The 24,755-nt window shown below is 50.6% G+C and carries 20 protein-coding genes; 2 read left to right on the top strand and 18 right to left on the bottom strand.

Going from position 1 to position 24,755, the window contains the following annotated elements; all coding sequences use genetic code 11:
• The first annotated feature begins 70 nt into the window (after nt 1-70).
• Nucleotides 71-2,326, top strand: coding sequence for an ATP-binding cassette domain-containing protein (locus IEY46_RS01130; RefSeq protein WP_188988331.1), 2,256 nt, complete (start codon nt 71-73; stop codon nt 2,324-2,326).
• A gap of 633 nt (nt 2,327-2,959) precedes the next feature.
• Here IEY46_RS01130 and IEY46_RS01125 read toward each other — a convergent pair.
• The 17 genes from IEY46_RS01125 to ilvB form a co-directional block, all read right to left on the bottom strand.
• Nucleotides 2,960-4,219, bottom strand: a complete 1,260-nt coding sequence (locus tag IEY46_RS01125) for a cytochrome P450 family protein (RefSeq protein ID WP_188988329.1) — start codon at nt 4,217-4,219, stop codon at nt 2,960-2,962.
• Nucleotides 4,220-4,561: 342 nt separating this feature from the next.
• Entirely contained in the window at nt 4,562-5,164 is a 603-nt protein-coding gene (locus IEY46_RS01120) for a sulfite oxidase-like oxidoreductase (RefSeq protein WP_188991558.1), read from the bottom strand.
• A gap of 28 nt (nt 5,165-5,192) precedes the next feature.
• Complete coding sequence (locus tag IEY46_RS01115; protein ID WP_188988327.1) at nt 5,193-6,467, bottom strand: MFS transporter; 1,275 nt, start codon at nt 6,465-6,467, stop codon at nt 5,193-5,195.
• Between the two features lie 63 nt (nt 6,468-6,530).
• Nucleotides 6,531-8,039 carry a leucyl aminopeptidase gene (locus IEY46_RS01110; RefSeq protein WP_229749981.1) on the bottom strand — a complete coding sequence of 503 codons (1,509 nt, stop codon included), beginning with the start codon at nt 8,037-8,039 and terminating at the stop codon, nt 6,531-6,533.
• 115 nt (nt 8,040-8,154) lie between these two features.
• Complete coding sequence (locus tag IEY46_RS01105; RefSeq protein WP_188988325.1) at nt 8,155-9,528, bottom strand: ATP-binding protein; 1,374 nt, start codon at nt 9,526-9,528, stop codon at nt 8,155-8,157.
• A gap of 30 nt (nt 9,529-9,558) precedes the next feature.
• Nucleotides 9,559-9,933: an ATP-binding protein gene (locus IEY46_RS01100; protein WP_229749980.1), complete on the bottom strand. Its 375-nt coding sequence runs from the start codon at nt 9,931-9,933 to the stop codon at nt 9,559-9,561.
• A gap of 282 nt (nt 9,934-10,215) precedes the next feature.
• Nucleotides 10,216-11,775 (bottom strand): anti-sigma factor domain-containing protein, encoded by a 1,560-nt coding sequence (locus IEY46_RS01095; protein ID WP_188988321.1) that lies wholly within the window; start codon nt 11,773-11,775, stop codon nt 10,216-10,218.
• A complete protein-coding gene (gene sigI, locus IEY46_RS01090; RefSeq protein WP_229749979.1) occupies nt 11,772-12,599 on the bottom strand; it encodes an RNA polymerase sigma factor SigI in 828 nt (275 codons plus the stop codon). Before sigI ends, IEY46_RS01095 begins: the two co-directional genes overlap by 4 nt.
• 104 nt (nt 12,600-12,703) lie before the next feature.
• Nucleotides 12,704-13,129: an FH2 domain-containing protein gene (locus tag IEY46_RS01085; protein ID WP_188988319.1), complete on the bottom strand. Its 426-nt coding sequence runs from the start codon at nt 13,127-13,129 to the stop codon at nt 12,704-12,706.
• A gap of 294 nt (nt 13,130-13,423) precedes the next feature.
• Nucleotides 13,424-13,972 (bottom strand): peroxiredoxin, encoded by a 549-nt coding sequence (locus IEY46_RS01080; protein WP_188988317.1) that lies wholly within the window; start codon nt 13,970-13,972, stop codon nt 13,424-13,426.
• A 324-nt stretch (nt 13,973-14,296) separates the two neighbouring features.
• Nucleotides 14,297-15,376, bottom strand: coding sequence for a 3-isopropylmalate dehydrogenase (gene leuB, locus IEY46_RS01075; protein WP_188988315.1), 1,080 nt, complete (start codon nt 15,374-15,376; stop codon nt 14,297-14,299).
• Between the two features lie 365 nt (nt 15,377-15,741).
• The gene (locus IEY46_RS01070) at nt 15,742-16,407 is read right to left on the bottom strand and encodes a response regulator (RefSeq protein WP_188988313.1); all 666 of its coding nucleotides are present in this window, start codon (nt 16,405-16,407) and stop codon (nt 15,742-15,744) included.
• Entirely contained in the window at nt 16,407-17,765 is a 1,359-nt protein-coding gene (locus IEY46_RS01065; RefSeq protein WP_188988312.1) for a sensor histidine kinase, read from the bottom strand. Before IEY46_RS01065 ends, IEY46_RS01070 begins: the two co-directional genes overlap by 1 nt.
• Before the next feature lie 230 nt (nt 17,766-17,995).
• On the bottom strand, nt 17,996-19,540 hold the full coding sequence (locus IEY46_RS01060) for a 2-isopropylmalate synthase (protein WP_188988310.1): 1,545 nt from the start codon (nt 19,538-19,540) through the stop codon (nt 17,996-17,998).
• Nucleotides 19,541-19,721: 181 nt separating this feature from the next.
• The gene (gene ilvC, locus IEY46_RS01055) at nt 19,722-20,714 is read right to left on the bottom strand and encodes a ketol-acid reductoisomerase (RefSeq protein WP_188988308.1); all 993 of its coding nucleotides are present in this window, start codon (nt 20,712-20,714) and stop codon (nt 19,722-19,724) included.
• 124 nt (nt 20,715-20,838) lie between these two features.
• Nucleotides 20,839-21,324, bottom strand: coding sequence for an acetolactate synthase small subunit (ilvN, locus tag IEY46_RS01050; protein WP_188988306.1), 486 nt, complete (start codon nt 21,322-21,324; stop codon nt 20,839-20,841).
• The gene (ilvB, locus tag IEY46_RS01045) at nt 21,321-23,066 is read right to left on the bottom strand and encodes a biosynthetic-type acetolactate synthase large subunit (RefSeq protein ID WP_188988304.1); all 1,746 of its coding nucleotides are present in this window, start codon (nt 23,064-23,066) and stop codon (nt 21,321-21,323) included. The genes ilvN and ilvB overlap by 4 nt, the downstream gene beginning before the upstream one ends.
• Nucleotides 23,067-23,748: 682 nt before the next feature.
• On the opposite strand from ilvB, the gene IEY46_RS01040 reads away from it, so the two are divergent.
• Entirely contained in the window at nt 23,749-24,195 is a 447-nt protein-coding gene (locus IEY46_RS01040) for a GNAT family N-acetyltransferase (RefSeq protein WP_188988302.1), read from the top strand.
• Between the two features lie 33 nt (nt 24,196-24,228).
• Here IEY46_RS01040 and IEY46_RS01035 read toward each other — a convergent pair whose 3' ends face one another.
• Nucleotides 24,229-24,594 (bottom strand): hypothetical protein, encoded by a 366-nt coding sequence (locus IEY46_RS01035; protein ID WP_188988300.1) that lies wholly within the window; start codon nt 24,592-24,594, stop codon nt 24,229-24,231.
• Between the last annotated feature and the right edge of the window lie 161 nt (nt 24,595-24,755).

Raw genomic sequence — 24,755 nt, 5'->3', positions numbered from 1 at the left:
AGTTCGCATGATGTGATAATGATACAATGTGAAAGAAATAGAAATTAGCACTATCGGAAGGGTGTTAACAATGAGCGAATTAAATCAGGAGTATATCGTAATCTCGGGTGCGAGGGAAAACAATCTCCAGAACGTATCCTTGCGTATTCCCAAACGGAAGATCACAATCTTCACCGGAGTATCCGGATCCGGCAAATCATCGATTGTCTTCGATACGATCGCCTCCGAATCCCAGCGTCTGCTGAATGAAAACTTTAGCATGTTCGTCCGCAACTTTCTGCCGCGTTTTCCGCAGCCCGATGCTGACGCAATCGAGAACCTGAGTATGGCAGTTATTGTGGATCAGAAGCGGCTGGGAGGCGGCTCCCATTCCACGATGGGCACGATTACCGATATCTCTCCCATTCTCCGTCTTCTCTTCTCCCGTGTGGGTCAGCCCTATGTGGGACAAGCGCATATGTTCTCGTTTAACGATCCGCAAGGCATGTGTCCCGAGTGCAATGGGATCGGCCGCAGCCTGGGTATTGACATAGGCAAGGCGGTGGATAAGTCAAAGTCATTAAATGAAGGGGCAATCCTGCTGCCGGGCTATACGGTGAACAGCTGGGATTGGAATATGGTCATGCAATCTGGGCCATTCGATCCCGACAAGAAGCTAAGCGATTATTCGGATGAAGACCTGGAGCAACTGCTGTATGGCAAGGCGAGGAAAGTGAAGATGGATTTCGCCGGAAAGGCAACGAATATTACAGTAGAAGGTGTCATTGAAAAGTTCACCAACAAATACATCAAGCAGGATGTGAAGACGAAGTCCGAGCGCACGCAGCAAACTGTTGCGCCTTTCATTACCGAAGGTATCTGCTCCAGCTGCCACGGCGCAAGACTTAGTCAGAGCACGCTCAATTGCCGAATCAATGGATACAACATTGCGGAATTATCCTCCATGGAGGTTGGACATCTCATTCGCGTCATCCGGGAAATTGACGACGCGGTCGCCGTGCCGGTCGTCAGATCGCTGACGGAGCGGCTGCAGCATCTTGTGGATATCGGACTTGACTATTTGACGCTGGACCGTGAAACGGATACATTGTCTGGAGGCGAGTCGCAGCGCGTCAAAATGGTGAAGCACCTGAGCGGCAGCCTGGTGGATGTCACTTACATCTTCGATGAGCCCAGCGTTGGCCTGCACCCCCGTGATGTACACCGGTTAAATGAACTGCTTCAGAAGCTGCGGGACAAAGGTAATACGGTGATCGTCGTCGAGCATGATCCCGATGTGATCAAGGTGGCGGATCATATCGTCGATGTCGGGCCTCACGCCGGCAGACGCGGCGGTACCATCGTGTATGAAGGAAGGTTCCAAGGCCTGTTGGAGGCTGATACACTTACAGGCACCCATATGAAGCGCCCGCTCCAGCTGAAGGATGATTGCAGGCAGCCATCCGGCAAGCTGCCCATTAAGGATGCCCTTCTTCATAACCTGCGGAACGTGAGTGTGGATATTCCAACCGCAGTTTTGACAGTCGTTACCGGTGTCGCCGGCTCAGGCAAGAGTACATTGATTAATGAAGTATTCCTCAGCCAGCACCCGGATGCAATCGTCATTGATCAATCTGCGATAGGGGTGTCAACCCGCTCGAATCCCGCGACCTATACCGGCATTATGGATGATGTGCGCAAGGCCTTTGCTACCGCAAACAAAGTAAATCAAGGCTTGTTCAGCTTCAACTCCAAGGGGGCTTGCGAGAACTGCCAAGGGCTTGGGGTTGTGTATACAGACCTGGCATTCCTCGACAGTGTGAAGCTGCCATGCGAAGTATGTGGAGGTAAACGGTTCAAGGAAGAGGTGCTCGCATACAAGCTGAACGGCAAGTCCATTGCAGAAGTGCTGGAGATGACGGTAGAGCAAGCATTGGACTTTTTTCAACTAAAAGAGGTTGTGCGCAAGCTCCAGGCGATGAGTGATGTGGGGCTGAATTATATCACACTGGGCCAACCGCTCAGCACGCTCTCGGGAGGGGAATGCCAGCGTATCAAGCTGGCAAGCGAGCTGCATAAGAAAGGCAGCATCTACGTGATGGACGAGCCGACGACCGGCTTGCATATGTCAGATATCGGTCACCTTCTGGAGATCATGAACCGGCTCGTGGATGCCGGCAATACGGTGATCGTCATCGAGCACAATCTCGATGTAATCAGCCAAGCGGATTGGATCATCGATATGGGGCCTGACGGCGGCAGCAAGGGCGGACAGGTGGTGTTTGAGGGCACACCGGGGCAGATCATCCATGCGGAGCAGTCGATCACGGGACGTTACTTGATGTGATGCCTCAAATCTGGGGGCTTTGACAATGTTGAAATTATTCGAGTATAACTGGCAAGTTCGCAATGATTGGTTCGATTGCATACGGCGAAGTGATGCGCCATTTGATCGCTCAAGAGAATCACCACATCTTTCAATTGTCTGTTTGGTCTCGAGAGCTAGGGAAAAAGCCGATTTTTCTGCATACTTCGTTGGCAGAGGGTTATTCGATAGGTAGCGTTTAAACGAACGGGTGAGACAGTTCAACAAGGGAGGGCCATACCATAATGGTCCTCCTTTTTTCCCCATTCCCCTTCGAAACAATCTCACCTGCTACCAGCGTATGTTTCTTTATTTACTAATTAGCCGTTCAGGCACTGATAGATATGGCAGAAGAGTCTTGGAACATACGAAGTCAAATAATCTAAAAGTCGTAAAAGTGGTTCAATAAAATTAACACAAATGGTAATTGAAATAGCTCCGTACAGTTGTTTGTGCTGTTGGCTTTGTTTTACACGACCAAACCCAGTCACGAGGCGACTGGGCTTTTGGTCGTGCTTTCACTTGCTGGAGGCGTTCGGTAAACAAAAGAAAGAGGATGCCCCCACTCCGTCGTGTGCGCCATTCGCAGAATACATACAATTATCTTTACCTCCATTAAAAAGCGACCGGGAGGGAGGCTAACCCCTGTGAGTTCAGCGCGAAGTGCCAGGTGACGTTCTCCCGAGGTACGTTGAGCCGCAGATCGGGCATGCGCCTCAACAGAGTGGAAAACGCAACGTCTCCTTCCACACGGGCTAGCGGCGCGCCTAAACACATATGTATTCCTTGCCCAAAGGCGAGATGACGATTGATCTTGCGAGTAATATCTAGCTCCTCCGGTTCCGTAAACTGGCTCTCATCGCGATTCGCTGATTTTACCAGGGCAATGACCATTTCCCCTTTCTTGATTCGCTGCCCACCAAGCTCTACATCTTCGATGGCAAATCGAGGTCCCGGTGATGTGACGGGTCCATTGAAGCGCAGCAATTCTTCAAGGGTCGAAGGAACCAGATTGAGGTCGGCTTTGATCTTCTCCAACTGCTCGGGATGATCTAGCAACATCAAGGTGCCGGTAGCAATCAGGTTTGAGGTTGTCTCATGTCCGGCAAAGATTAGGAGTGTAATCATCGAGATCAGTTCCGCTTCGTCCAGGCGATCCCCTTCCTCTTCAATGGCGATCAGCTGGCTGATCAAATCATCAGCAGGATGCTGGCGTTTGTCAGCTACTAGCTGTGCGGTGTATTCGCCGAACGCCCGCAGGTGCTGCGCTACCTCCGGTTCTTGTTTTCCAAATCCCAGACCGCGCGCGAGCGCACCAGACCAGACATGAATTTTTGCCTGATCTGCTTTTGGTACCCCAAGCATCTCAGAAATGACGTTAATCGGTAAGGGATAGGCATAGTCCTTGACGATGTCCATCTCGCCTTGAGTTTGAACCCGGTCGAGTAATTCGTCAGCAATCTCCTGCACACGAGGGCGTAAGCTTTCCATATATCTGGGTGTGAAGGCTTTGGACACCAACCCCCGTAACCGTCGATGATCAGGCTCATCGACAAAGAGCATGGAACTTCCGGTAAAGAAGGTCTGGGGTGCGGATGGATCAACATTTACAGCGAGGGTTGCCCTGATGTTATTGCTGCCAGCTATGGAGCTTGGGTCTACAGTAAAGTGGGCATGATCTTTTAGAACCTGCAGCGACTCTTCCAAACGTGTGACCACCCAAGCTTTTCCCGTCCCACCCATCGGATTCGGAATAGAAATAACGGATCCCGTTTGCCGCATCTGCGCGAATAACGGAAAGGGATTCTCAACATTTTCATCACTAAACAGGCTGAAGACTGATTTCTCTGGTACGTTTTGATTCGAATTATCCATATCGACCTTCCTTTTCTTGGGGTGTCATATTTTTTTGTTTAATGGTTATCTGATATATTTAACCAGAAGTCAGTCTTTTAACACACTTTAGTGAATTGAAATGGATACCGTGCTCGGCATGTCATAAGGTAAAGCCCCTATTCATAGATCTGTTGATCTAAAGGGCACGACAGTGCAATAGCCCAAAATCATAAAAAGATCACTTCATAGCATCATAGTGCCCATGAAGTGATCTTTTTTTACATGTATGTCGGTTGTATCCGACTTCGGGACTTAGAAATATCATCGATTGTATGCAGTCGAAACCGACTCCCGCCACCGTATATTTCCCGTCTGCAACAATCAATCAAAATCGTATCTTTCGCTCTTCCAGGGATCGCCATACATATGATAGCCATTGCGTTCCCAGAAACCCGGCTTATCTGCAGCCAAAAATTCAATACCACGCAGCCATTTTGCGCTTTTCCAGAAATAGAGATGCGGAACGACCATCCGCACGGGGTAACCGTGATCCGGTGTCAGCAGCTCTCCGTTATGACGTACGGCGAGGAACGACGTCTCCCGCAGGAAATCCTCCAGCGGCAGATTGGTTGTCCATCCTTCCTCGGCATGCAGCATGACGAACTTCGCTTCCGGTTTGAGCTTGACTTTCTCCATAATAACCGCCACCGGTACGCCGTCCCATCGATTGTCCAGCTTGGACCAGGTCGTCACACAATGAATATCATTGCCAAACTCCCGCATTGGAAGCTTCATGAAATCACCGTACGAAATAACCGTTTCATCCTCAACAAGACCGAACAGCCGTAAATCCCATTTCCCCATATCACGGTAATAGGGAACCTCGCCGTGATGCAGCACCGGAAAACCTGCCGTCAGCCGCTGACCCGGGGGGACGCGGGAAGCATGGTCCGCCTGCGCTTCGTCCGCGCGTTTCCACTCCATTTCCATCGTTCATCGCCTCCATTTGGATCTAAATTCCGCGCCGTGTCCGGAATACCATCGGTCCAACCGTCAATGAAAGAGCAAGCATAGCCGTCCCGAACAGAAAAGAGATCCCGTAGCTTTGCAGCCAGAATGGACTCTCGGCGATCCAGTTATAGATGTATCCTCCAGTCAACGGACCAATGAAGCCGGTAATCCCTGTCAGCGCAGAATATACCGCAACATACATGGGACGGTCCGATTTCGGCGTATCGCCGATAATCAGATTGAAGACCAGCAGGTTAAAGCCACCCAGACCGAACCCGAGTGCACCATGTACGACAATCAATACCAGCAGCGCCGGAAGAAACTCGATTCCCGCCCAGAGCATGCAGGAAAAGGAAATAATCGGCAGTGTCCAGAGCAGCAGCGTACGCGTCGCGAATCTTGTATTCAGTGTGCCCCAATAATAATAGCTAAACATCATCGAAACCATCTGGACCGTCGTAATGACTGTAATTCGCCATTTGCTGATTTCCAGAATTTCCAGCATGACGTAAGAAAACAACGGGATCGCCACATTCTGCAGCAATATGAAGAAAGCGATAAAAATCACCGCTTTCATATAAACGAAATCCTTCAGGGGCTTCAGGAACAACGCTGCCGAGCTCGTCGCCGTGGAGCGCTCGAAAGGCAGATTGGGGTAACGCCGCAGCTCAAAGGCATTCCATACTGTACAAAGCGCACTGATTACAAAAAGAATGACAAAGCCGGACTCTTCATTGAAATGCTCCAGAATTTGCCCTCCGACCAGCAAAGAAATACTGGCAAAGGCCCAGTGAATGGTATTGCGGATGCCGAAATAACGGCCGCGTACCTTCACAGGCACCATGTCAGCGATCATGGATGTAAAGAACATTCCGCTGGTTGAAGCGCATACGAAGGAGACCAGGAACATGCCGATGAACAAAGGAACACGCAGCTCCTCCGTCACAAAAAACGGAATCAGACCGGTAGCGACCCAGATGATCCGATGGGATACGCCGAAGATCGTGAGCAGCAGCCGGCGGTTGTTGAACCGCTGCATGGAGAAAGCGGCGATGAGCTGAACCAAATTGGCCAGCTGCGGAATTGCAACGGCCAATCCGACATCCGCTGAGGTCCCGCCGAGAAAAACAATATAAATCGTAAGCATGGGGCCGCCTAGCAAATTGCCGATAATGGTGGCCGGAATTCCTTCCATAATCGAGGTTAACAGGCCTCTCCTTTGGTCGGATAGCTTCTTTCGGCGAAAAACCGAAATGAGATGAAGCCAAAATGACATGGTGTCTGATCTCCTTCTAGATGACTGTCCCGACTGTATTGCTGATAACACCAACGCCTTGATTTATGGAATCAGAAGTTCTCCCAGCGTTCTTACCATGACACCCGTTCCGCCCTTGCTCTCCCAACTGCGCCCGCGCTCCAAATACGCCGTTCCTGCGATATCCAGATGCACCCAGGGCTTCTCCTCGGCAAACGCTCCGATGAACAGTCCGCCTGTACTTGCACCACCGTAACGGCCGCCGCTGTTCTTCAAATCTGCGGCATCGCTGTCCAGCTGCTTGCGGAACTCCGGATATGCCGGCAGCTGCCAGATCCGCTCGCCCGCTTTCTTCGAAGCCAGGATAACCTCCTGCAGCAAGGTCTCGTCATTGGTCACCGCGCCCGTAGCGATATCGCCAAGTGCGACACCCACTGCTCCCGTCAATGTAGCCACATCGACCAGCTTTGTTGCTCCGCGGCGGATGGCCATGGTCAATCCGTCAGCAAGGACCAGACGGCCTTCGGCATCCGTGTTGACGACCTCGACAGTCAGCCCGCTCATCATTGCAATGACATCTCCAGGCTTGATGGCACGGTCCGATGGCATATTCTCAGCAGTCGGAATGACCGCGACCACATTCACGGCAGGTTGAAGCTCACCGATAATCCGCATCGCGCCCAGCACAGCCGCCGCACCGCCCATATCGGAAATCATCGCCTCCATCCCCTGCGGCTTCTTGAGCGATATTCCGCCCGTATCGAAGGTGATGCCTTTGCCGATTATCCCCCAAATTTCCTCATCCTGCGGGGCACCGTTATAATGCAGCACAATCATTCTTGGCGGATTGGCGCTGCCTTGTCCGACTCCGAGAAGCCCTCCCATTCCCTGCTCCGCGGCGGACCACTCATCAAGAACCTCGCAGTCCAATCCATAGGTCAAAGCCAGCGACTCCGCTTCTTCCGCCAGCATTTCGGGCGTCAGTCTGTTGCCGGGCAGATTGACCAGGTCGCGCGCATAGCCGACGGACTGCGAGAATACGGTTCCGCGGCGGATGCCCGCCTCCCAGGGAGCCGACTCCTGTGCAGACGCTTGGGAGGAGTTGAACGATACCGATTGAATCGTGGACTGTCCCTTCTCCCCGTCCTTCTTCTCCGACTTGCGGGTGAAGGTTCCCAGCAGATAACCTTCCGTCAATGCCTGCGCCGCTTCACTAATAAGAGATTCCTGCGAAATGATAGAGAGATATCCGGGCAAAATCTGACGCACCGAAACAGCCTTCAAGCGTTTGGCCGCCTTTGCCGCTGCAGCTGCCGCGTCACGGAGACTATCGGTGTTCATGCCCGGTCCAGGCACACCGACATAAATGACATATGATGCGGATAGCAGACCCAACGTTGCCAGACACAATGTTTCCTTCGGCTCTGCTTTGAACAGCTTATTCTCAAAGTGCTGCCGCAGCGACGCGTCCAGTTGGGGATGGACCCATTGGGCATCTCCCACATTCTCTGAGAGCAGCTCCTCCCGGCTGACAAATCGGATAATGGTGTCAAATTCTTCTTCCCGCATTCCATATGTAAACTGAATACTCAACTGCAATCACTCCACTCTCAAAAGGTTCTTTATTTTATGACATACAAAAAATCGGGCATTCCCGATTTTAGGAGGCAGGTGCCCAAAATCAAGTTTATAACCCGATTCTAATCTTTTATTCCACTAATGGCAAATAGATATTAAACTCTGTTCCTTCTCCGCTGTTACTGGTTAAACGGATGGTACCGCCATGGTTGCGGACGATTCGGTAGCTCACCGAAAGCCCCAATCCCGTACCGGCCGATTTCGTAGTAAAAAAGGGCTCGAACAGCTTCGTTTTCGTTGTATGATCCATGCCTCGTCCGTTATCGCGTATCGTAATTTCAGCAAAGGCTCCATCACGCATGGTCACGATATCGATCAGTCCCGCACGTTCGCCCCGCATTTCCTCAATGGCATCCATCGCATTTCGCACAATGTTGAGGATCACCTGCTTGATTTGCTTGACATCAATAGAGATGTTGAGTTCCTCGTCATAGGACTCAAACTGAATCTGGCAATCTTTCATATGCGCTTCGCTTTCACACAGGAGGATAACCTCACGAAGCAGCGAATTGATCGGTACATTCTGCTTCATCGGAGCTGAGGGCTTGGAGGAGTTAAGAAATTCATAAATAATATCATTGGCGCGGTCGATCTCAGCCAATATAATCCGGGCGTATTCTTCTTTACCTAGCTGCAGCAGATGCGGCCTTAGCAGTTGGATAAATCCCCGGATAGAGGTCAGCGGATTGCGGATCTCATGGGCGATCGCAGCTGCGATCTTGCCTAACATCGCTAATTTATCATTCTGGTAGGCGCTTTGCTCGATCTGCTTGTATTCCGTTACGTCCTTCACGCTGAATAAATAATCGCCGTCAAGCTGATCGCCATATGTAACCGTCACCAACATATGGCGGCCGCTGGCATCCTGAAACTCCATATACCGGCTTCTTCTCAGGAACATTTCCTTATGCAGCTTTATCAAAATATGCTTGGTGCTGCGGCTTAGCTGGGAATTGGCCAGGATCTCCCGGAGATTGCAGCCAATCAGCGTCTTGCGGGGAATATCAAGCAGCTTGGCCATCTGTAAATTAATAAAAGATAAAAAGCCGTCGCTATCAAATATGGCAATACCGCTGTCCATATGCTGGAGCACGTTTTCATATTTATTTTTGACCATCTGAAACGACCGATGGGAGCTAAGCAGCATATCGCGCATTTCATTAAAACGCTGCTCTGGCGTCTGATCCGGCTGCAACCGGAATCTGAAGGCTACCATCAGTTCAATTAAAAAAATAAAAGACCGGCTGTAAAGCTTGAGCGCTTCCTCGGTTTCCACATTTGCGGCCAGTGTTTGCATGGACTCATCATGAATAGCGATGATATCCTCCGGATGGAGGCCATTGAGCAATTTTCCGATTTCGGTCGCTTCAAAAAGAGAAGCTTCACTGCCGGTCCGGATATATTCGGCGAGAGCCGGAAAGTAGCGCTTTCGGATTGCTTGCATGTTCTACTCCTCTCCTGCAGCATAAATCGTTTAATCGATATGAAGCGGAGAGACCAGCCATTTACGAAACGTCATTACAGTCCCGTGCGCACGATCACGTATCACATCCATATCATCGACGAGCTTCTCCAGACTGGATACTTGTACCCGGCTCAGCCCATGAAATTGGTCAAAAAGCCGCACTTCGATGCCGAGCTTCGATTCTTCCCTGCACCCTGCGATGGTTCGTATCACCATATATCCTCTTCCGCTAAGCGGGCTATGGAGCTTCACTGCCAATTCTGAAATGATATACGCAACAATAGTCTGATCCACGAGACCGAAGCCGATCGCTTTTGCAATGTCCCTTCCTCTCTGACGTGCGATGATGACATCGGCCGTCCCTCGAAAATGGAACATTTCCACTATATAATATCGCCTCCACTCTGTTAAACCGCTATTCGGGTTTGATCCAAGTAGAACTTACACTAATCATAGAGATATCACCTAATTTGTGTCAACAGGAGATACTGTCGAAATACGCCGTGTCAAAAAAGAACAATTTACACGCGATTTTTGACTCTTCGCCTGTATATAGCCCGCGTAGATTTAACATTCGTGCTTCCATTTGGCGTGCTTTACTCCATTTACAACCGTTCTCCATATTCTCTTCCAAAAACGACAAACAATGGCCATTGGGAAGTGTTTTTATGCTCCCTTTGCCCACATTCTAATTGTGATATCCATTTTGTCGTTTTTGGGTTCCACCTGCTTGCTGGAAATGGTCTTGCTTTTCTCCTGCTGCTTCTCCCCGCTCCACTGATCTTCGTCATTATGATCTTTAACCTTATTCTTCAGATTGTTTCGGTTCTTATTCTGTTCCTTGCGACTATTTCCGTTGTCTTTTTCCTTGTCCTTTTCCTTGTCTATTCCTTTGTCTTTTTCTTTGTCTATTTCTTTGTCCTTATCTTTGTCTTTGTCCTTATCTTTAACTTTATCTTTGTCTTTGTCATCGTTGCTATCAGTATCGTCGCTTCCGTTGCTGTTATCGTTACGGCTGTTATTGTTTTCATTATTGCTGTTGTGCTGACCGTTATTTTTGTCCTGCTTCTTGTTTTTCTCCTGCTTTTGTTTCATTTCCAGCTTCCATTTGTCGGATGAAGGTTTTTTTTCCTTGGAATCCGAGCCGTTTTTACCCAAGTCCGTGTCTGTCGAAGTGTTTTGACCTGGAACTGTTTTTCCTGTACCCGCTTTCTGACCGGAGGCTTTATCCTGCCTGGATTGATCAGCGCCCCCTTGATGCTGCTTATCCTTGTCTTTGCTGGATGATGGGACATCCTTTTGCGGGTTCTTCGCTTTATTTTCCTGACTTTTTCCTTTCTGGCGCTGACCCTCGGGAGCCTTTTTCGTTTTGGCTTGCTCTTCTTTTTCGGATTTGATCAGTTCCTGCAGTTTCTTCTTCAGCTGGTTCTGCTGGTCCGGCGAGACCTTATCCTTACCGTCGACGACGGCTTTGACCCCGCCCCAGTTCTTGGTTGTGTGCGGTATCGAATGGGTTTTCAGCTCCTCCACGGACACCTCATGCCCCTGGCTTTTGGCCAGCAGATAGACTGCCATTTTGCCTGCTGAAATCCCCTGCTCATTGGCTTCATCCCGCAACTCCTTCGGCGCTGCTAACGTCGTTACCTCCACATGGTTTGCGGAAGCGGCTGCAGTTTCTTCCAACACCTTCTTAATAGCCGTATCCATTTGTTGAGACAATTGTCTCTCATATGACACATCATCGACCTGACGCATCATGATGCTTGTAATTACAATCTCCCCCCCGTCTGTTGGCAGATAATGTTGATTCTGTACACGCTCCATAATGCTCCGAGTCACCTGTTCCAGAGGCAAATCATGAAAGGCAAGGTCCTTAATGAGACTGATTCCGGTCTGATTCAAAGCACGGAGCTGAACGACATGCTCGTTCTTATTGATACCTAGTTCCAGACTGGGATTGATATCCATAGTCAGATAAGCGGCAACAGCTGATTGTTCCTTGAATGGCAACACCAGAAAGGGAACGAACAGCAGGAGTAAGACGACCGCGGCGAGCGTGGTCAAACGGAGAAGACGGCGTGGAATGCCCCGTCTGGCGTCTGCCGGAAAAAGGATCTCTTCTCCGATAGAGGCATCCGGCTTGACAGGTAGACGATAAAAGGAGCCCTCAGCTGTCAAAACGACCAGATGACGTTTGCTGATCTCCATGACGATTCCGCGATTCATACTCTCACTCCCATCGACTGATGTCCAGCTTCCTTTTGGGGCGACAGGACAGGCTCCAGATAATGCTGCAGATAAGGATAATCTCCGCGCTGCAGTACTGCTAATGCAATCAAATATTTACGATTGCGTTCGATCGTTTTTCTCGATACCCCGGACATTTGACAAAGCTCCTTCACTGGCAGCTTCCGGGTTTCCATAAGTGACTCATACATGCCGGGTGATGAGGCGAGAGTGCGGCTGATCGCGATCAGCATCTCGCGGGAGTCAGCATGCTTGGGAGACAAATCCGGCAAATCCATGAACGCAATATCGTACATCTGCAGGCTATGGTTGTAATCTGAAATCTCCATCCTTCTGGCATCCGCATGCTGAGTGTCCTGGAAGCGGCTGACGGATTCCTGCATTTCAATGGGGTTAATGGTTTGCCCCTCATCATCCAGGCGATCAAAAGAGCTGTAGGGTACGGTATGCTGATGGCGCTGTTCTTTTCGTACATAATCAATAAGCCTGCGCCGAATGACCGTTTCGGCAAAACCGAGAAACGATTTTCCTGCTTGACTTGAAAATTGCTCCATTGCTTCATGAAAGGCGCTGAGTGCAATACTGAACTCATCGTCCCTGGAAGGATCTATATATCTTTTACAAAAACGGCTCGTAACTTTAGCGATATACGGCTTATAAGCCAGGATGAATGCATCGCGTGAAGCTTCACCGGAGCGTATAAGCTCCACCATCATTTCGGGCGAAGCCTTCTCGTTCTTTTGTGGTGGCAAGTCAGACCCGTGTTTTCCGAATAATCGTTTAAATACGACGAGTAGCAACAATTCCACCTCTCCTTACAAGTTTCGTGCGGTTCTGTGGTCTTAAGGGGGTATAAACCGCACCGTTCAAAGAAAAAAGCCCCCTTGTTTAAGGAGGCGTAAACCTTTTAACAATATCCCTCGGATGTCCGCCGCTTACGAAGCTTATTACGCCGCTGGCTTAATGTGCCAAGCCTTCGCTTTAATTCCAATTGCCAACCTTCATCGGAAATCTGTTTAGCAAAGCAGAGCAGATCAAGTGCCATATCGATCTGGTTTTGTACGACATCCATGGGATCCTCGTCCTCATTGTTTACGCAGTTCTCGAATAAGGTCTCATTGTCCTTCTCGACATATTCAAGAAAATCGACTTCGGGAGCACCGTCGCCATGAGCATATTCAGCTAAAATTTCATATTCATTTTCAACCATATGATGGATTTCCACTCGATGACATACCGGACAGAACAGAATAGGAACGTTATGAATATGCGTACGAAAATGCTTTAATGTACCGTTTGTACCAATCATACTTGCACCGCAGCAGAAACTCATGACAGACTCCTCCTTACCCACATTAAACCTTGGTTAATCAGAATGAGTTTTTTCAAAAAAATATGCTTGCAAAATGAGTTAAGTTTGTCGAATCCGTATTTCTTGATAGCCGCCTTATATAACTGTTTTATTGAATATCTCTAAAGGTATTCGTTATGTATATTTATAATTCCTGCTTGACTTCGGATTAATACCCTGTATGCTACTTGCTTGGGCATTTTGCTCCATAGCGGCGAAAAACCCGGGAGCCTAAGGAAGGCTGCCGGGTTTTGTCATGTTGAAACAGGAAGATACTTATTTCGCTACCAGATGCTTGTCGCCTGGTTTCCAGTTGATCGGGCACAAACCGCCGGATTGGAGCGCCTGCAGCACACGGATTGTTTCTTCAACGCTGCGTCCAACATCGTTATGGTTAACGACTTGATATTTGATTTCGCCATCCGGATCGATGATGAACAAACCACGCAGTGCGATTCCTTCTTCTTCGATCAGAACGCCATAGTCACGGGCAACGCTCTTGGTAATATCAGCGCCAAGAGGGAAATTCAGTTTGCCCAGGCCATTATCATTAACCGGTGTATTGATCCAAGCACGGTGGCTGTGTTTGCTGTCTACGCTGACACCAAGAATTTCGGTTTTCAGTTCGCTGAACTGGCTTGCAGCGTCACTAAGAGCCGTAATTTCCGTCGGGCACACGAAAGTGAAATCCAAAGGATAGAAGAAAAGTACCAGCCACTTGCCTTTGTAGTCTGCAAGTGAAGCATTGCCGAAATCCTGTCCATTGCCGCTCACCGTTTCCAAAGTGAAATCAGGAGCCGGACGACCTACCAAACGTTCTGCCATTTGCGAATACCTCCTAAGTTTTTTGCGGCAAGCTTCCTTAAACAATCATCGCTATAGTCGCGAATAATTTGCTGCCGGAAAACTTACGCAATGTTGTTGTTTGCGAACCGCTCAACGATCCTCGTCACTCTGTCGGAAAAAGGGGTCGAAAAGCTTTCGCTTCGAATTGATTAACGCTTTCCTTCCGGTACGGGGCCGTTTGAAGCGGATAACCTTTACCGGCCTTGGACAAGCGCTCCTAGCATGTTGCTCTGTTTAAAATCCTAACATCACTTTGTAACAAAGTCAAGAATGAAATGATTTCTTTTTAATAATTATTATAAACTACTTCTTCATCGCAGCAATGATCAAATCGCCCATCGCAACTGTTCCAATAGCCTTGCTCTTGTCCACTGCGATGTCTCCTGTGCGGTGTCCGGCGTTCAGCACGGACTCTACGGCATCTTCAATCGATTGCGCCGCTTCCTTGTAATCGAACGTGAGCCTGAACATCAGGGCAACGGATAAAATAGTTGCAATCGGGTTGGAAATGCCTTGTCCGGCAATATCAGGCGCCGAACCGTGCACCGGCTCATAAAGGCCAAAGCTTCCTTCGCCCAGGGAGGCGGATTGCAGCATTCCGATCGATCCCGTCAGCATCGCCGCTTCATCGCTCAAAATATCGCCGAACATGTTTTCCGTCACAATAACGTCAAAGCTCGACGGGCGGCGAAGAAGCTGCATCGCACAGTTGTCAACTAGAACATGCTCCAGCTCCACGTCCGGATAATCAGGTGCAATCCGGTTCACGACCTCACGCCACAGACGGGAAGTTTCCAGCACATTTGCTTTGTCTACAGATGCCAGCTTCTTGCGGCGCGTACGGGCAATTTCGAACGCCTGACGGACAATCCGCTCAATCTCGGTCACGTTGTAGACGCAGGTATCTACGGCTTCCTCGCCTCCAGCGCCTTCGCGGCGGAACTTCTCGCCAAAATAAATGCCTCCGGTCAGCTCGCGCACAACGATCAGATCCGTACCTTCGAGCACTTCAGGCTTGAGCGTTGAAGCTTCTTTCAAACAATCAAAAACATTCGCAGGACGAATATTCGAGAACAAGCCAAGCGCTTTGCGAATGCCAAGCAGGCCGGTTTCCGGACGAAGCTCCTTGGAATTATTGTCCCATTTCGGCCCCCCGACAGCGCCAAGCAGCACGGCATCTGCCCGTTTGCAAATGTCGAGCGTTTCCTGGGGAAGCGGCGTACCCTTCTCATCGATCGCGATGCCACCAAAAAGTCCGTGCTCGGTTTCAAACTTATAACCGAACAGCTCTTCGGTTTTTTTCAATACTTTTAGCGCTTCGGCTACAACTTCCGGTCCAATGCCGTCGCCCGCGATGACCGCGATTTTTTTAACGTCTGCCATAATGGAATTCTCCTTTGATTTGGGGCTTGCTTCCTGCTCTGCTGGCATAGATTCGTTCGCCGCCAGTCCTGCAACCCTTTTGATTATGATTCTCAGTCTATGTTCAGTTGTACCATATTTCGGCGCATAAGACAAAGATATTAAAGCTATGACTTCTATAGGCAAGATGCATAAGCGAAGTACCTGGTGACCCGGGGCTTTCCGGTTTATGCGCCATGTCCACATTTCCCACTCTTGCGGCTTTCCCGCTTCAGCAAGGATATATCCGCTAGCAGCCCCTTCGTCCTGAATATTTTTCGTTTGCGCCGCTTTATGATCAGCGATCAAAATCGGCTGGATGAAACCAAATCAGGGTTTTTGCACGCCTAGAACAAGCCCATATCCTTGGCTTTCTTGGCAGCGTCCTTGCTGCTTTTCCCGCCCAGCTTGCGCAAAATGTTGCTGACATGATTCTTGACCGTACGGAGCGAAAGAAATTCCTTCTCGGCAATCTCGGATTGGCTGTACCCTTCATGAATCATGGACAGCATCTGCAGCTCTGACGGGGTAACCTGCCGTTTGAATTTATCCACTTCATATTCCCGCTCCAGGTGCTTCAACCGCCTGAACTCCTCCAGCATCTGTCTGGCCGCCGAGGCGTCGATCGCGGAATGGTCGGCTGCTGCTTTGCGGACGGCATCTGGAATGACCGAGAATTCGGATTTGACCAAATAATTGACTGCCCCCGCCCGGAAGGCTTCCACAACGAATGCTTTATCATCCATGGAAGTCAGCATCATGATGCGTGCGTCCGAGGACAACGGCAGCTCTCCGGCAAGCCGGAGCCCCTCCGGACTGTCCGCCAGCATAATATCCAGCAGAATGACATCCGGCTGCGCTTCCTCGGCCCGCTGCAGAGCTCTCTCCGCCGTATCGGCCTCCGCTACCACAACCATGTCAGGCTGGCTGTTGATGTAGGCAGCCAGCCCTCTGCGCCAGTCCGGATCGTCCTCAACAATCATGACCCTGATGTTCACATTTTCTACTGTCATCATCCTGCTCCTTTGGCCTTTTTTATCGCTGGAAAATGGAAGGAGACCACCGTTCCCCTGCCGGGCTCGCTCTGTACCTTCAGCTCCCCGCCCTGGCGATGCATCAGCTGCATGCAATATGCCAGACCAAGACCGAAATTCATAGCTTTGCCGCTTTTTGTTGTGAAGAATGGTTCTGTCACTTTGCGCAAATGCTGTTTCTCGATGCCGGTACCGCTGTCCCGAACTTCAATGGTGCTGCCGCGCCTTCCGCCAATCACCCTGACCTTCAGCTCCCCGCCGCCTGGCATGGCTTCAACGGCATTGGACAGCACATTGTTGATCGCTTCGGCTGTCTGGACGGGATCGATCAGAGCCTCCGCACTTTCGTCGTAATGCGCATGAAGCACAATCCGGCCTTCAAGACGCGGAAGAAGCGCTGTCAGCTGGTCGCGCACAAGCGTTGACAAACCGGAACGCTGCGGCTGCAGCCTCAGCTCCTGCGTACGCTCGTGCACGCTCCTGATCATATCCTCGATATGAATGGCTGCCGTGCCGATGACCCGGATATCCTCACGCAGCTCCTGACCGGTTTCAGCCGAACGCTCGATTTTGTCGCTGAACAGTTTAATTTTGCCAATATCATTCTTGATGGCATGATTAAGCATGGCCGTCCCGCTGGTGATCGCGCGCAGCGAGAAATCCAGCCGCCGCCTTTCAATGAGCAGCTGAACGCCAAGAAACCCAAAATTAAAGAGCGCCACAATAAATACAACGAAAGCAAACGCGATCGGCCACACATTATAACGCCACATGCCGTAAAGGCCGAATAGTGGCATAAGATAATTCATAAACAAGGCAATCAGGACAGCAGGAAGCACGGCCGCCATCATGACCGCATGCGCCCTCCGGTCTGCCGGGTGGCGGTCTTGCTTAAGCAGGAGCAGCACAGCCCCTACGACTATATATGGAATTGCCCATATCGCCAGCAGTCCAAAATGGACAGGAGTATCCGGCGTAACCGGAACAGCCAGCATGCCTAACGGAAACAACAATGCCAACGCAGGAAGCTTCCTTGCATAAAAGAACGGCAGTGCGCCCGCATGATAGGAGGAAGCAAAACAAATAAATGCATATGGCAATCCGTAGTAACTTGTCCATGAACATCCGCGCTGGACAATCCGCAGCCATCGTTCATGACCGGTGTTGATCAGCCCAGAGTCAAGCCAGGCGAGTATCCACCCTTCAATAACGGACGCCAATGCCCCTGTTCCGCCGCAGAAAGCAACCAGGCTGAGCCAGCGTACCGCCGCGCTCTTGCGGTTGGTAGCCAGCAGCAAAGCAGATGCGGTCCAAAGCGCTATCCAGACAAATAACATCCGTGTAAAAATCCTCCCTGATCCTATATGTACTCCCATTATAGCATGGGTTCATAGACCCAGGTGAGTAAATAGCGCAACATCGACGATTTCATATTGTTGGCAGAGGGAAACCATGATTAATGGCTAGTGGATGCAAAAAAAAGCATCCTTATGCCCGGATGAGAGCAAATGGATGCGTGCAAAGTTTAAAACAGGCGCCTTCCAAGTGGAAAGCTGGCGCAAGGCATCTAAATCAGGCTCATCTTGTCACGACGGCCAGGTGTTTTGCGTTTCTCGATCAGCCGGTTGAGCGCATCGATATATGCGCGGGCGCTGGCTTCCAGAATATCGGTGCTGAGACCGCGTCCCTGCGCCGATACGCCATCCTGAGCGAGCACGACATGAACCTCGCCGAGCGCATCCTTGCCATGCGTGACGGACTTGATGGAGTAATCCTCCAGCGTGGCGGTCTCTCCCGTTACCGCATCGATCGCATTATATATCGCATCAACGGAACCGTTGCCTTCGGCCTTCTGCTCCCGCACGCCATGCTCTTCGATGCTGATACGGACGGTCGCACTAGGCACCGATTTGTTGCCATAGCTGACTTCAATCGTTTCCAGCGTATAAATTTCCGGTGTATCGATGAGCTTCTCTTCCAGAAGCGCGCGAATATCCTCATCGCTTACATCCTTCTTCTTGTCCGCCAGATCCTTGAACTTGGCGAATGCCTGGTTCACGGATTCGTCGCTGAGCTCATAACCCAGATCGATCAGCTTCTCGCGGAATGCATGCCGTCCGGAGTGTTTGCCCAATACGAGCTTGGATTCCTTCAGCCCGATGATATCGGGTGAAATAATCTCGTAGGTCGTTTTCTCCTTCAGCATGCCGTCTTGATGAATGCCGGACTCATGAGCGAATGCATTCGCGCCGACAATCGCTTTGTTGCCCGGTACCACCATGCCGGTCAGCTTGCTGACCAAACGGCTGGTCTTGGCAATTTCACTCAATGTGAGCGATGTGTTCGCCTGGAAGAAATCGGCACGTGTAGCAAGCGCCATTGCAACTTCCTCGATGGCGGTATTGCCTGCACGCTCGCCAATGCCGTTAATCGTGCCTTCGATTTGATCAGCACCGTTGAGGATCGCCGCCAGCGCGTTAGCCGTTGCCATGCCCAGATCATCATGGCAATGTGCGCTTAGCTGAATCTTCTCAATCCCTGGAACCTCGGACTTAAGCGTTTTGAAGATATGGCCGAACTCGGACGGGTTCATGTAGCCCACCGTATCCGGAATATTGACTACCGTAGCACCGGCACGAATAGCCATCGCCGTTACTTCGCATAGGAAGTCAAGCTCGGTGCGTCCGGCATCCTCCGGGGAGAACTCTACTTTGTCAAAGTATTGCTTCGCATAACGGATCGCTTTCTCCGCGGTTTCCAGCACCTGCTCCTTCTCCATCCGCAGCTTGTGCTTGCGGTGGATCGGCGATGTAGCCAGAAACAAGTGGACGCAAGGATCCTGCGCGCCTTTGAGTGCTTCTTTTACCGCATCGATATCCTGCTCCCGCGAACGGGCAAGACCGATGATAGTCGCGTTCTTCACGGCGCGGGCTACCGCGTTCACAGCTTCCAGATCGCCTGGGGAAGCTGCCGGAAATCCGGCTTCAATCCGGTCGACACCCAGCTTCTCCAGCTGCAGGCCGATTTCGACTTTTTCTTTCGTGTTCAGGTTTACGCCGGGAGATTGCTCCCCATCACGAAGCGTTGTGTCAAATACATAAATTTTACGCAAGTCGTACACCTCCATGAACGGAATGATCCCGGATGGCGGAACGCTCCCTCATCCGCCAGGCAGGCGAAGAGGGAAACGTCCCTGGAATCCGGGATGACAGGTTAGCCCTATTGAGAAGAGAAACAAGCCCGCCGCCCGATAGGCTAGTCAATGCGGGCTTCTTCTCTTTTGTATCTAAGATTTACTTCTTGATCCAGTGCATCAGTTCACGAAGCTGTCCGCCGACTACTTCAATCGGATGCTCGGCTTCGTTGCGGCGGGTAGCCGTCAGCATAGCGCGGTTGGACTGGTTCTCAAGAATGAAGTCGCGGGCAAAACGTCCGGATTGAATATCAACCAGCACTTCTTTCATCGCTTTCTTCGTTTCGTCGGTTACAATGCGAGGTCCGGTAACATAGTCGCCATACTCAGCTGTGTTGGAGATGGAATCGCGCATGGAGGCAAGACCACCTTCATACATCAGATCGACAATCAGCTTCAGCTCATGCAAGCATTCGAAGTAAGCCATCTCTGGAGCATAACCGGCTTCGACCAGTGTTTCGAAGCCCGCTTTGACCAGCGCGCTTGCACCGCCGCAAAGGACAGCCTGCTCGCCGAACAAATCGGTTTCCGTTTCTTCGCGGAAAGACGTTTCAATAACGCCCGCGCGCGTACAGCCGATGCCTTTAGCATAAGCAAGGCCGATTGCTTTGGCATTGCCGGTTGCGTCCTGTTCGATTGCGATAAGTCCTGGAACCCCAAAGCCTTCCACGTATGTGCGGCGAACCATGTGGCCTGGCGATTTTGGAGCAACAAGCAGTACATCGGTATCTTTATTAGGGATAATTTGTCCGAAATGAACGTTAAAACCATGGGAGAACAACAGAGCCGCGCCTTTTTTCAGGTTCGGTTCAATCTCTTCCTTATATACCTTAGCTTGTGTTTCATCCGGCATAAGGATTTGTACAACATCCGCTACTTTAGTCGCTTCTGCTACGGACAATACTTCAAACCCGTCGTTTTTCGCTTTTTCAGCGGATTTGCCGGCTCGAAGACCGATAACCACTTTCAAGCCGCTGTCGCGCAGGTTTTGTGCTTGAGCATGTCCTTGGCTGCCGTAACCGATAACTGCGATTGTTTTACCTTGAAGTACGCTTTGGTCTGCATCTTTTTCATAATACAATGTAACTGCCATTGATAATAATGCCTCCTTTAATTTAACCCTTTTGAGCGGGTGTTAAAGGAGGGACGGTCGGAAGTACAAACTGTTTCCGAGCTCCCCCGCTTTAACTCCCGCCCAAAACGGGCGGTTGTTTCTTTTATCTCGCATTCCCGCGAATCATCGCGGTTACGCCGGTACGTGACAGCTCGCGGATGCCGTAAGGCTTCAGGAGCTCGACCATGGCATCGATTTTGTCGGTATCCCCGACAACCTGTACAACAAGCGTGCTGGTGCCAATATCCACAACAGCCGCGCGGAATGTATCGACCACGCCAAGAATTTCCGGACGCGACGACGGCTCGGCATTCACCTTGATGAGCGCAAGCTCGCGGCCAACCATTGGATTGGCGCTCAGATCAATAACTTTAATAACATCAATAAGCTTATACAATTGCTTGGTGACTTGCTCCAGCGTATGATCATCGCCTGTCGTGACGATAACCATCCGGGACAAGCCAGGCTCTTCGCTTGTCCCTACTGTAATGCTTTCAATATTGAACCCGCGGCGTCCGAACAGGCCGGATACCCGCTGCAGAACGCCGGGCTGGTCGTTTACGAGAACGGCAATCGTATGTTTCTTCATTGTGAATCCCCCATTAGCATATCATCGATCGTTGATCCTTGCGTAACCATCGGATAAACGTTCTCGCCTTTGCGGACGACAAATTCGACTACGGCCGGTCCAGGATGATCCATCGCTGCGATCCAGGCATCGCGTGCTTCTTCCTTGTTCGTCGCCCGGAATGCTTTGACCCCGTATGCCTCCGAGAGCTTGACGAAGTCCGGGCTGCCTGCCAGATCGATGTGGCTGGTGCGGTTCTCATAGATAAGCTCCTGCCATTGGCGAACCATTCCCAGCACCTGGTTGTTAATAATCGCAACCTTAACCGGGATGTTGTTGATGGAACATACCGCCAACTCCTGGGCGCACATTTGCATGCCCCCATCACCGTTAATGGAAACGACAAGCCGGTCGGGATGGGCCATCTGTGCACCGATCGAGGACGGGAACCCAAAGCCCATGGTCCCCAGACCGCCCGATGTGATCCATGAACGCGGCTGGTTGAAACGGTAATATTGCGCCGCCCACATCTGATGCTGCCCAACGTCCGTCGTTACAATCGCTTCACCTTTGGTCGTCTCATGGATCATCTCGATAACCCATTGCGGCTTCAACTCTACGTCGGAATCCACATAGCTCAAAGGATAATCTTGCTTGGACTGCAGGATATGCGCACGCCAGGCATCCGCTTTCGCTGCATATTTCACATCCTTGTTCGCCTGCTGGAGAACAGTCTTGATATCGCCGACAATCGGAATATCAGTCGGAACATTCTTGCCGATCTCCGCCGGATCGATATCAATGTGTACGATTTTGGCTTTTGGAGCAAAACCGTTCAGCTTCATCGTTACCCGGTCATCGAAACGTGCGCCAATATTAATCAGCAGATCCGCTGACTGGATCGCTTTGTTGGCCGTATACGTGCCATGCATACCCGGCATGCCCATCCATAAGTCGTTGCCGCTCGGGAATGCGCCCAGACCAAGCAGCGTCGTTGTAATCGGAATGCCCGCTTTCGTGGCGAATTCGAACAGCTCCTCATGCCCGCCGGAGTATACAACTCCGCCGCCCGCAAGAATGACCGGACGCTCCGCTTCCTCAATCGCTTTGATCATTTTGTCAATTTGCGGCTTCTTCGCGGATACGGTCGGATTGTACCCGCGGATGCTGACTTCGTTCACAGGCTTGAATAATGCCTTATGCGACGAAACATCCTTCGGAATATCGATCAGTACCGGCCCTTTGCGGCCTGTATTGGCAATATGAAAAGCTTCATGAATGATGCGTGGCAGATCATCAACATCGCGCACCAGATAGCTATGTTTGGTAATCGGCATCGTAATGCCGGTAATATCCGCTTCCTGAAAAGCATCTGTTCCGATAAAGTTCGTCGCAACATTGCCCGTTATGACGACAAGCGGCACCGAATCCATATACGCGGTTGCGATTCCCGTTACTAAATTCGTAGCTCCCGGTCCCGACGTTGCGATACATACGCCGACCTTCCCGCTAGCACGCGCATAGCCGTCTGCCGCATGAATGGCGCCTTGTTCGTGGCGGGTCAGCAGATGGTGGAAATCCGAGAATCCATGCATAGCATCATAGATGAACAACACAGCTCCTCCGGGATAACCGAAGACGCAATCGACACCTTCAAGCACCAAGCTGCGAAGCAGCATTTCCGAACCGGTAATAACATCTGGTTTACTCATTCTTTCCATCAATTCTTCTTTTGACCTTAGCGTTGCACTTTGAGCGACCATTAAGTCGTCCTCCTCTCTTGAAAAACAAAAAAACCTTTCGCGCCCTGACGCCTTATTCAGCGTCTAGGGACGAAAGGTATATCTTCCGTGGTACCACCCAGGTTTGTTATTCACTTCGCAGCAAATAACCTCAATAGGTAAGAACGGCGTGCACGCAATCGTTCATACCTTGGCACCTTAACGTGTGCCTTACGATTTCCCCTAATACGATTATCACAAAATCAAGTTGTGCAATCTTTTCAGGGAAACAGCTCCGAGGTGAGCTCGTTGGAAAGGGATTCTGGCGACGGTTGCAGCAAATCCGTCCGCTCTCTGAGCAAAAGAGCCCTTAACACTTCGTCCTCTTCATAGCAGATCCATTATTTGAAAATATCCGGACCATTGAGTTGGTCTGTTCGGAGATTTCTTGATACTGATAAGAACCTGACATTCATCATGGCTCAATCGCCCTGTTAAATCATGCCAGTAATACGGGAACCCTTGGTCCTTGTGTGTTGCTTAAAACTTATTATATGCTTCGTGGCCGCGTTAGTCAAGAACGATTGTAGGTTGCAAGGGCAAAATAACCGAAAAAGGCCTTTGATCAGGGGAGCATTTCGGAATGCCCCCACATAAGATGATAGAACTATTGCACCGGGTGCCGACTGACACAAAAGCCCGGCTGAAAGCAGGTTGATTATCATTGATCAGACCAAGGCGGGCAAGAACAGATGATACCGAGATCATCCGATTAATCAAATCCGAACTGATGCCTCTGTCCTTTTCGACTTCTCCCCGGGATGCGCAGACCATCCGCGAGCTGCCCATTCGCCTTCGCAGCGGCACGACCTTCGTGGTTTCACGAACAAAAACAAGCACGCCGCTCGGCTTCGTTCACCTCTACACGCAAGGCGGCACGCTGCTCTACGACATGCTTGCGGTTCATCCACAGCATCGCGGGAAGAAATTGGGGACCAAGCTGATGGCTTACGGCGAAGCCTACGCGCGGAAACAAGAATGCACAACAGCCCGATTATTCGTGGATTACAGCAATAACGACGCTCAGCGGCTATACACCCGTCTCGGTTTCCGCGCGAACCGCGACTTTCCGGAATTGCGCTGCTTCGAGATGGTTAAATCATTGACTTAAAAAACACGTACCCCGTCAATTAACAAACTCGGCCTAGTAGTTTTTGAAACCTGGCGGGCAGCATGGATTTCCGTAACCTCCACCATATCCAGGGCCGTATACCGGTCCGGGACCATAGCCTGGCCCAAACCCTGGTCCAAACCCGGAACCGAATCCGGGACCGAATCCGCCGGCAAACGGAAGTGTACCAATGGCCAGCAAATCAAAAAGTACGAGCGGCAATATGGCTTTGGTTCTAACAGATTTGCCTTTTCCTTTTCCTTTGCCTGCCGGACGCAAATAAAGCTTATTCTCATGAACACGGACGAGCTTGCCCGTCCGCACGGATCCGTCCCTGCGAACCGCATAGATTGTTTTGCCAATAAGCTTACGTGCCTGATCTTTGGAGACGCGTTGCATGCGCAATCCCTCCTGTACATGTCATTCGAACCTTTGCTGCGGGTTTCCCGGGGTTGATGGGCAGGCTGTCCCCCCTTACGAAACCTTCGCTTAGTTACCCTGTACAGCTTATTCGGGATGAGCGGCTGCCGATTGTACCGTTGTCCATAGCCTCTTAAAGA

It is taken from the genome of Paenibacillus nasutitermitis (assembly GCF_014641075.1).
Lineage (GTDB): Bacteria > Bacillota > Bacilli > Paenibacillales > Paenibacillaceae > Paenibacillus_Z > Paenibacillus_Z nasutitermitis.
Note: the sequence above shows the minus strand (reverse complement) of the source record. Positions and strands in the feature narration are given on the sequence as shown.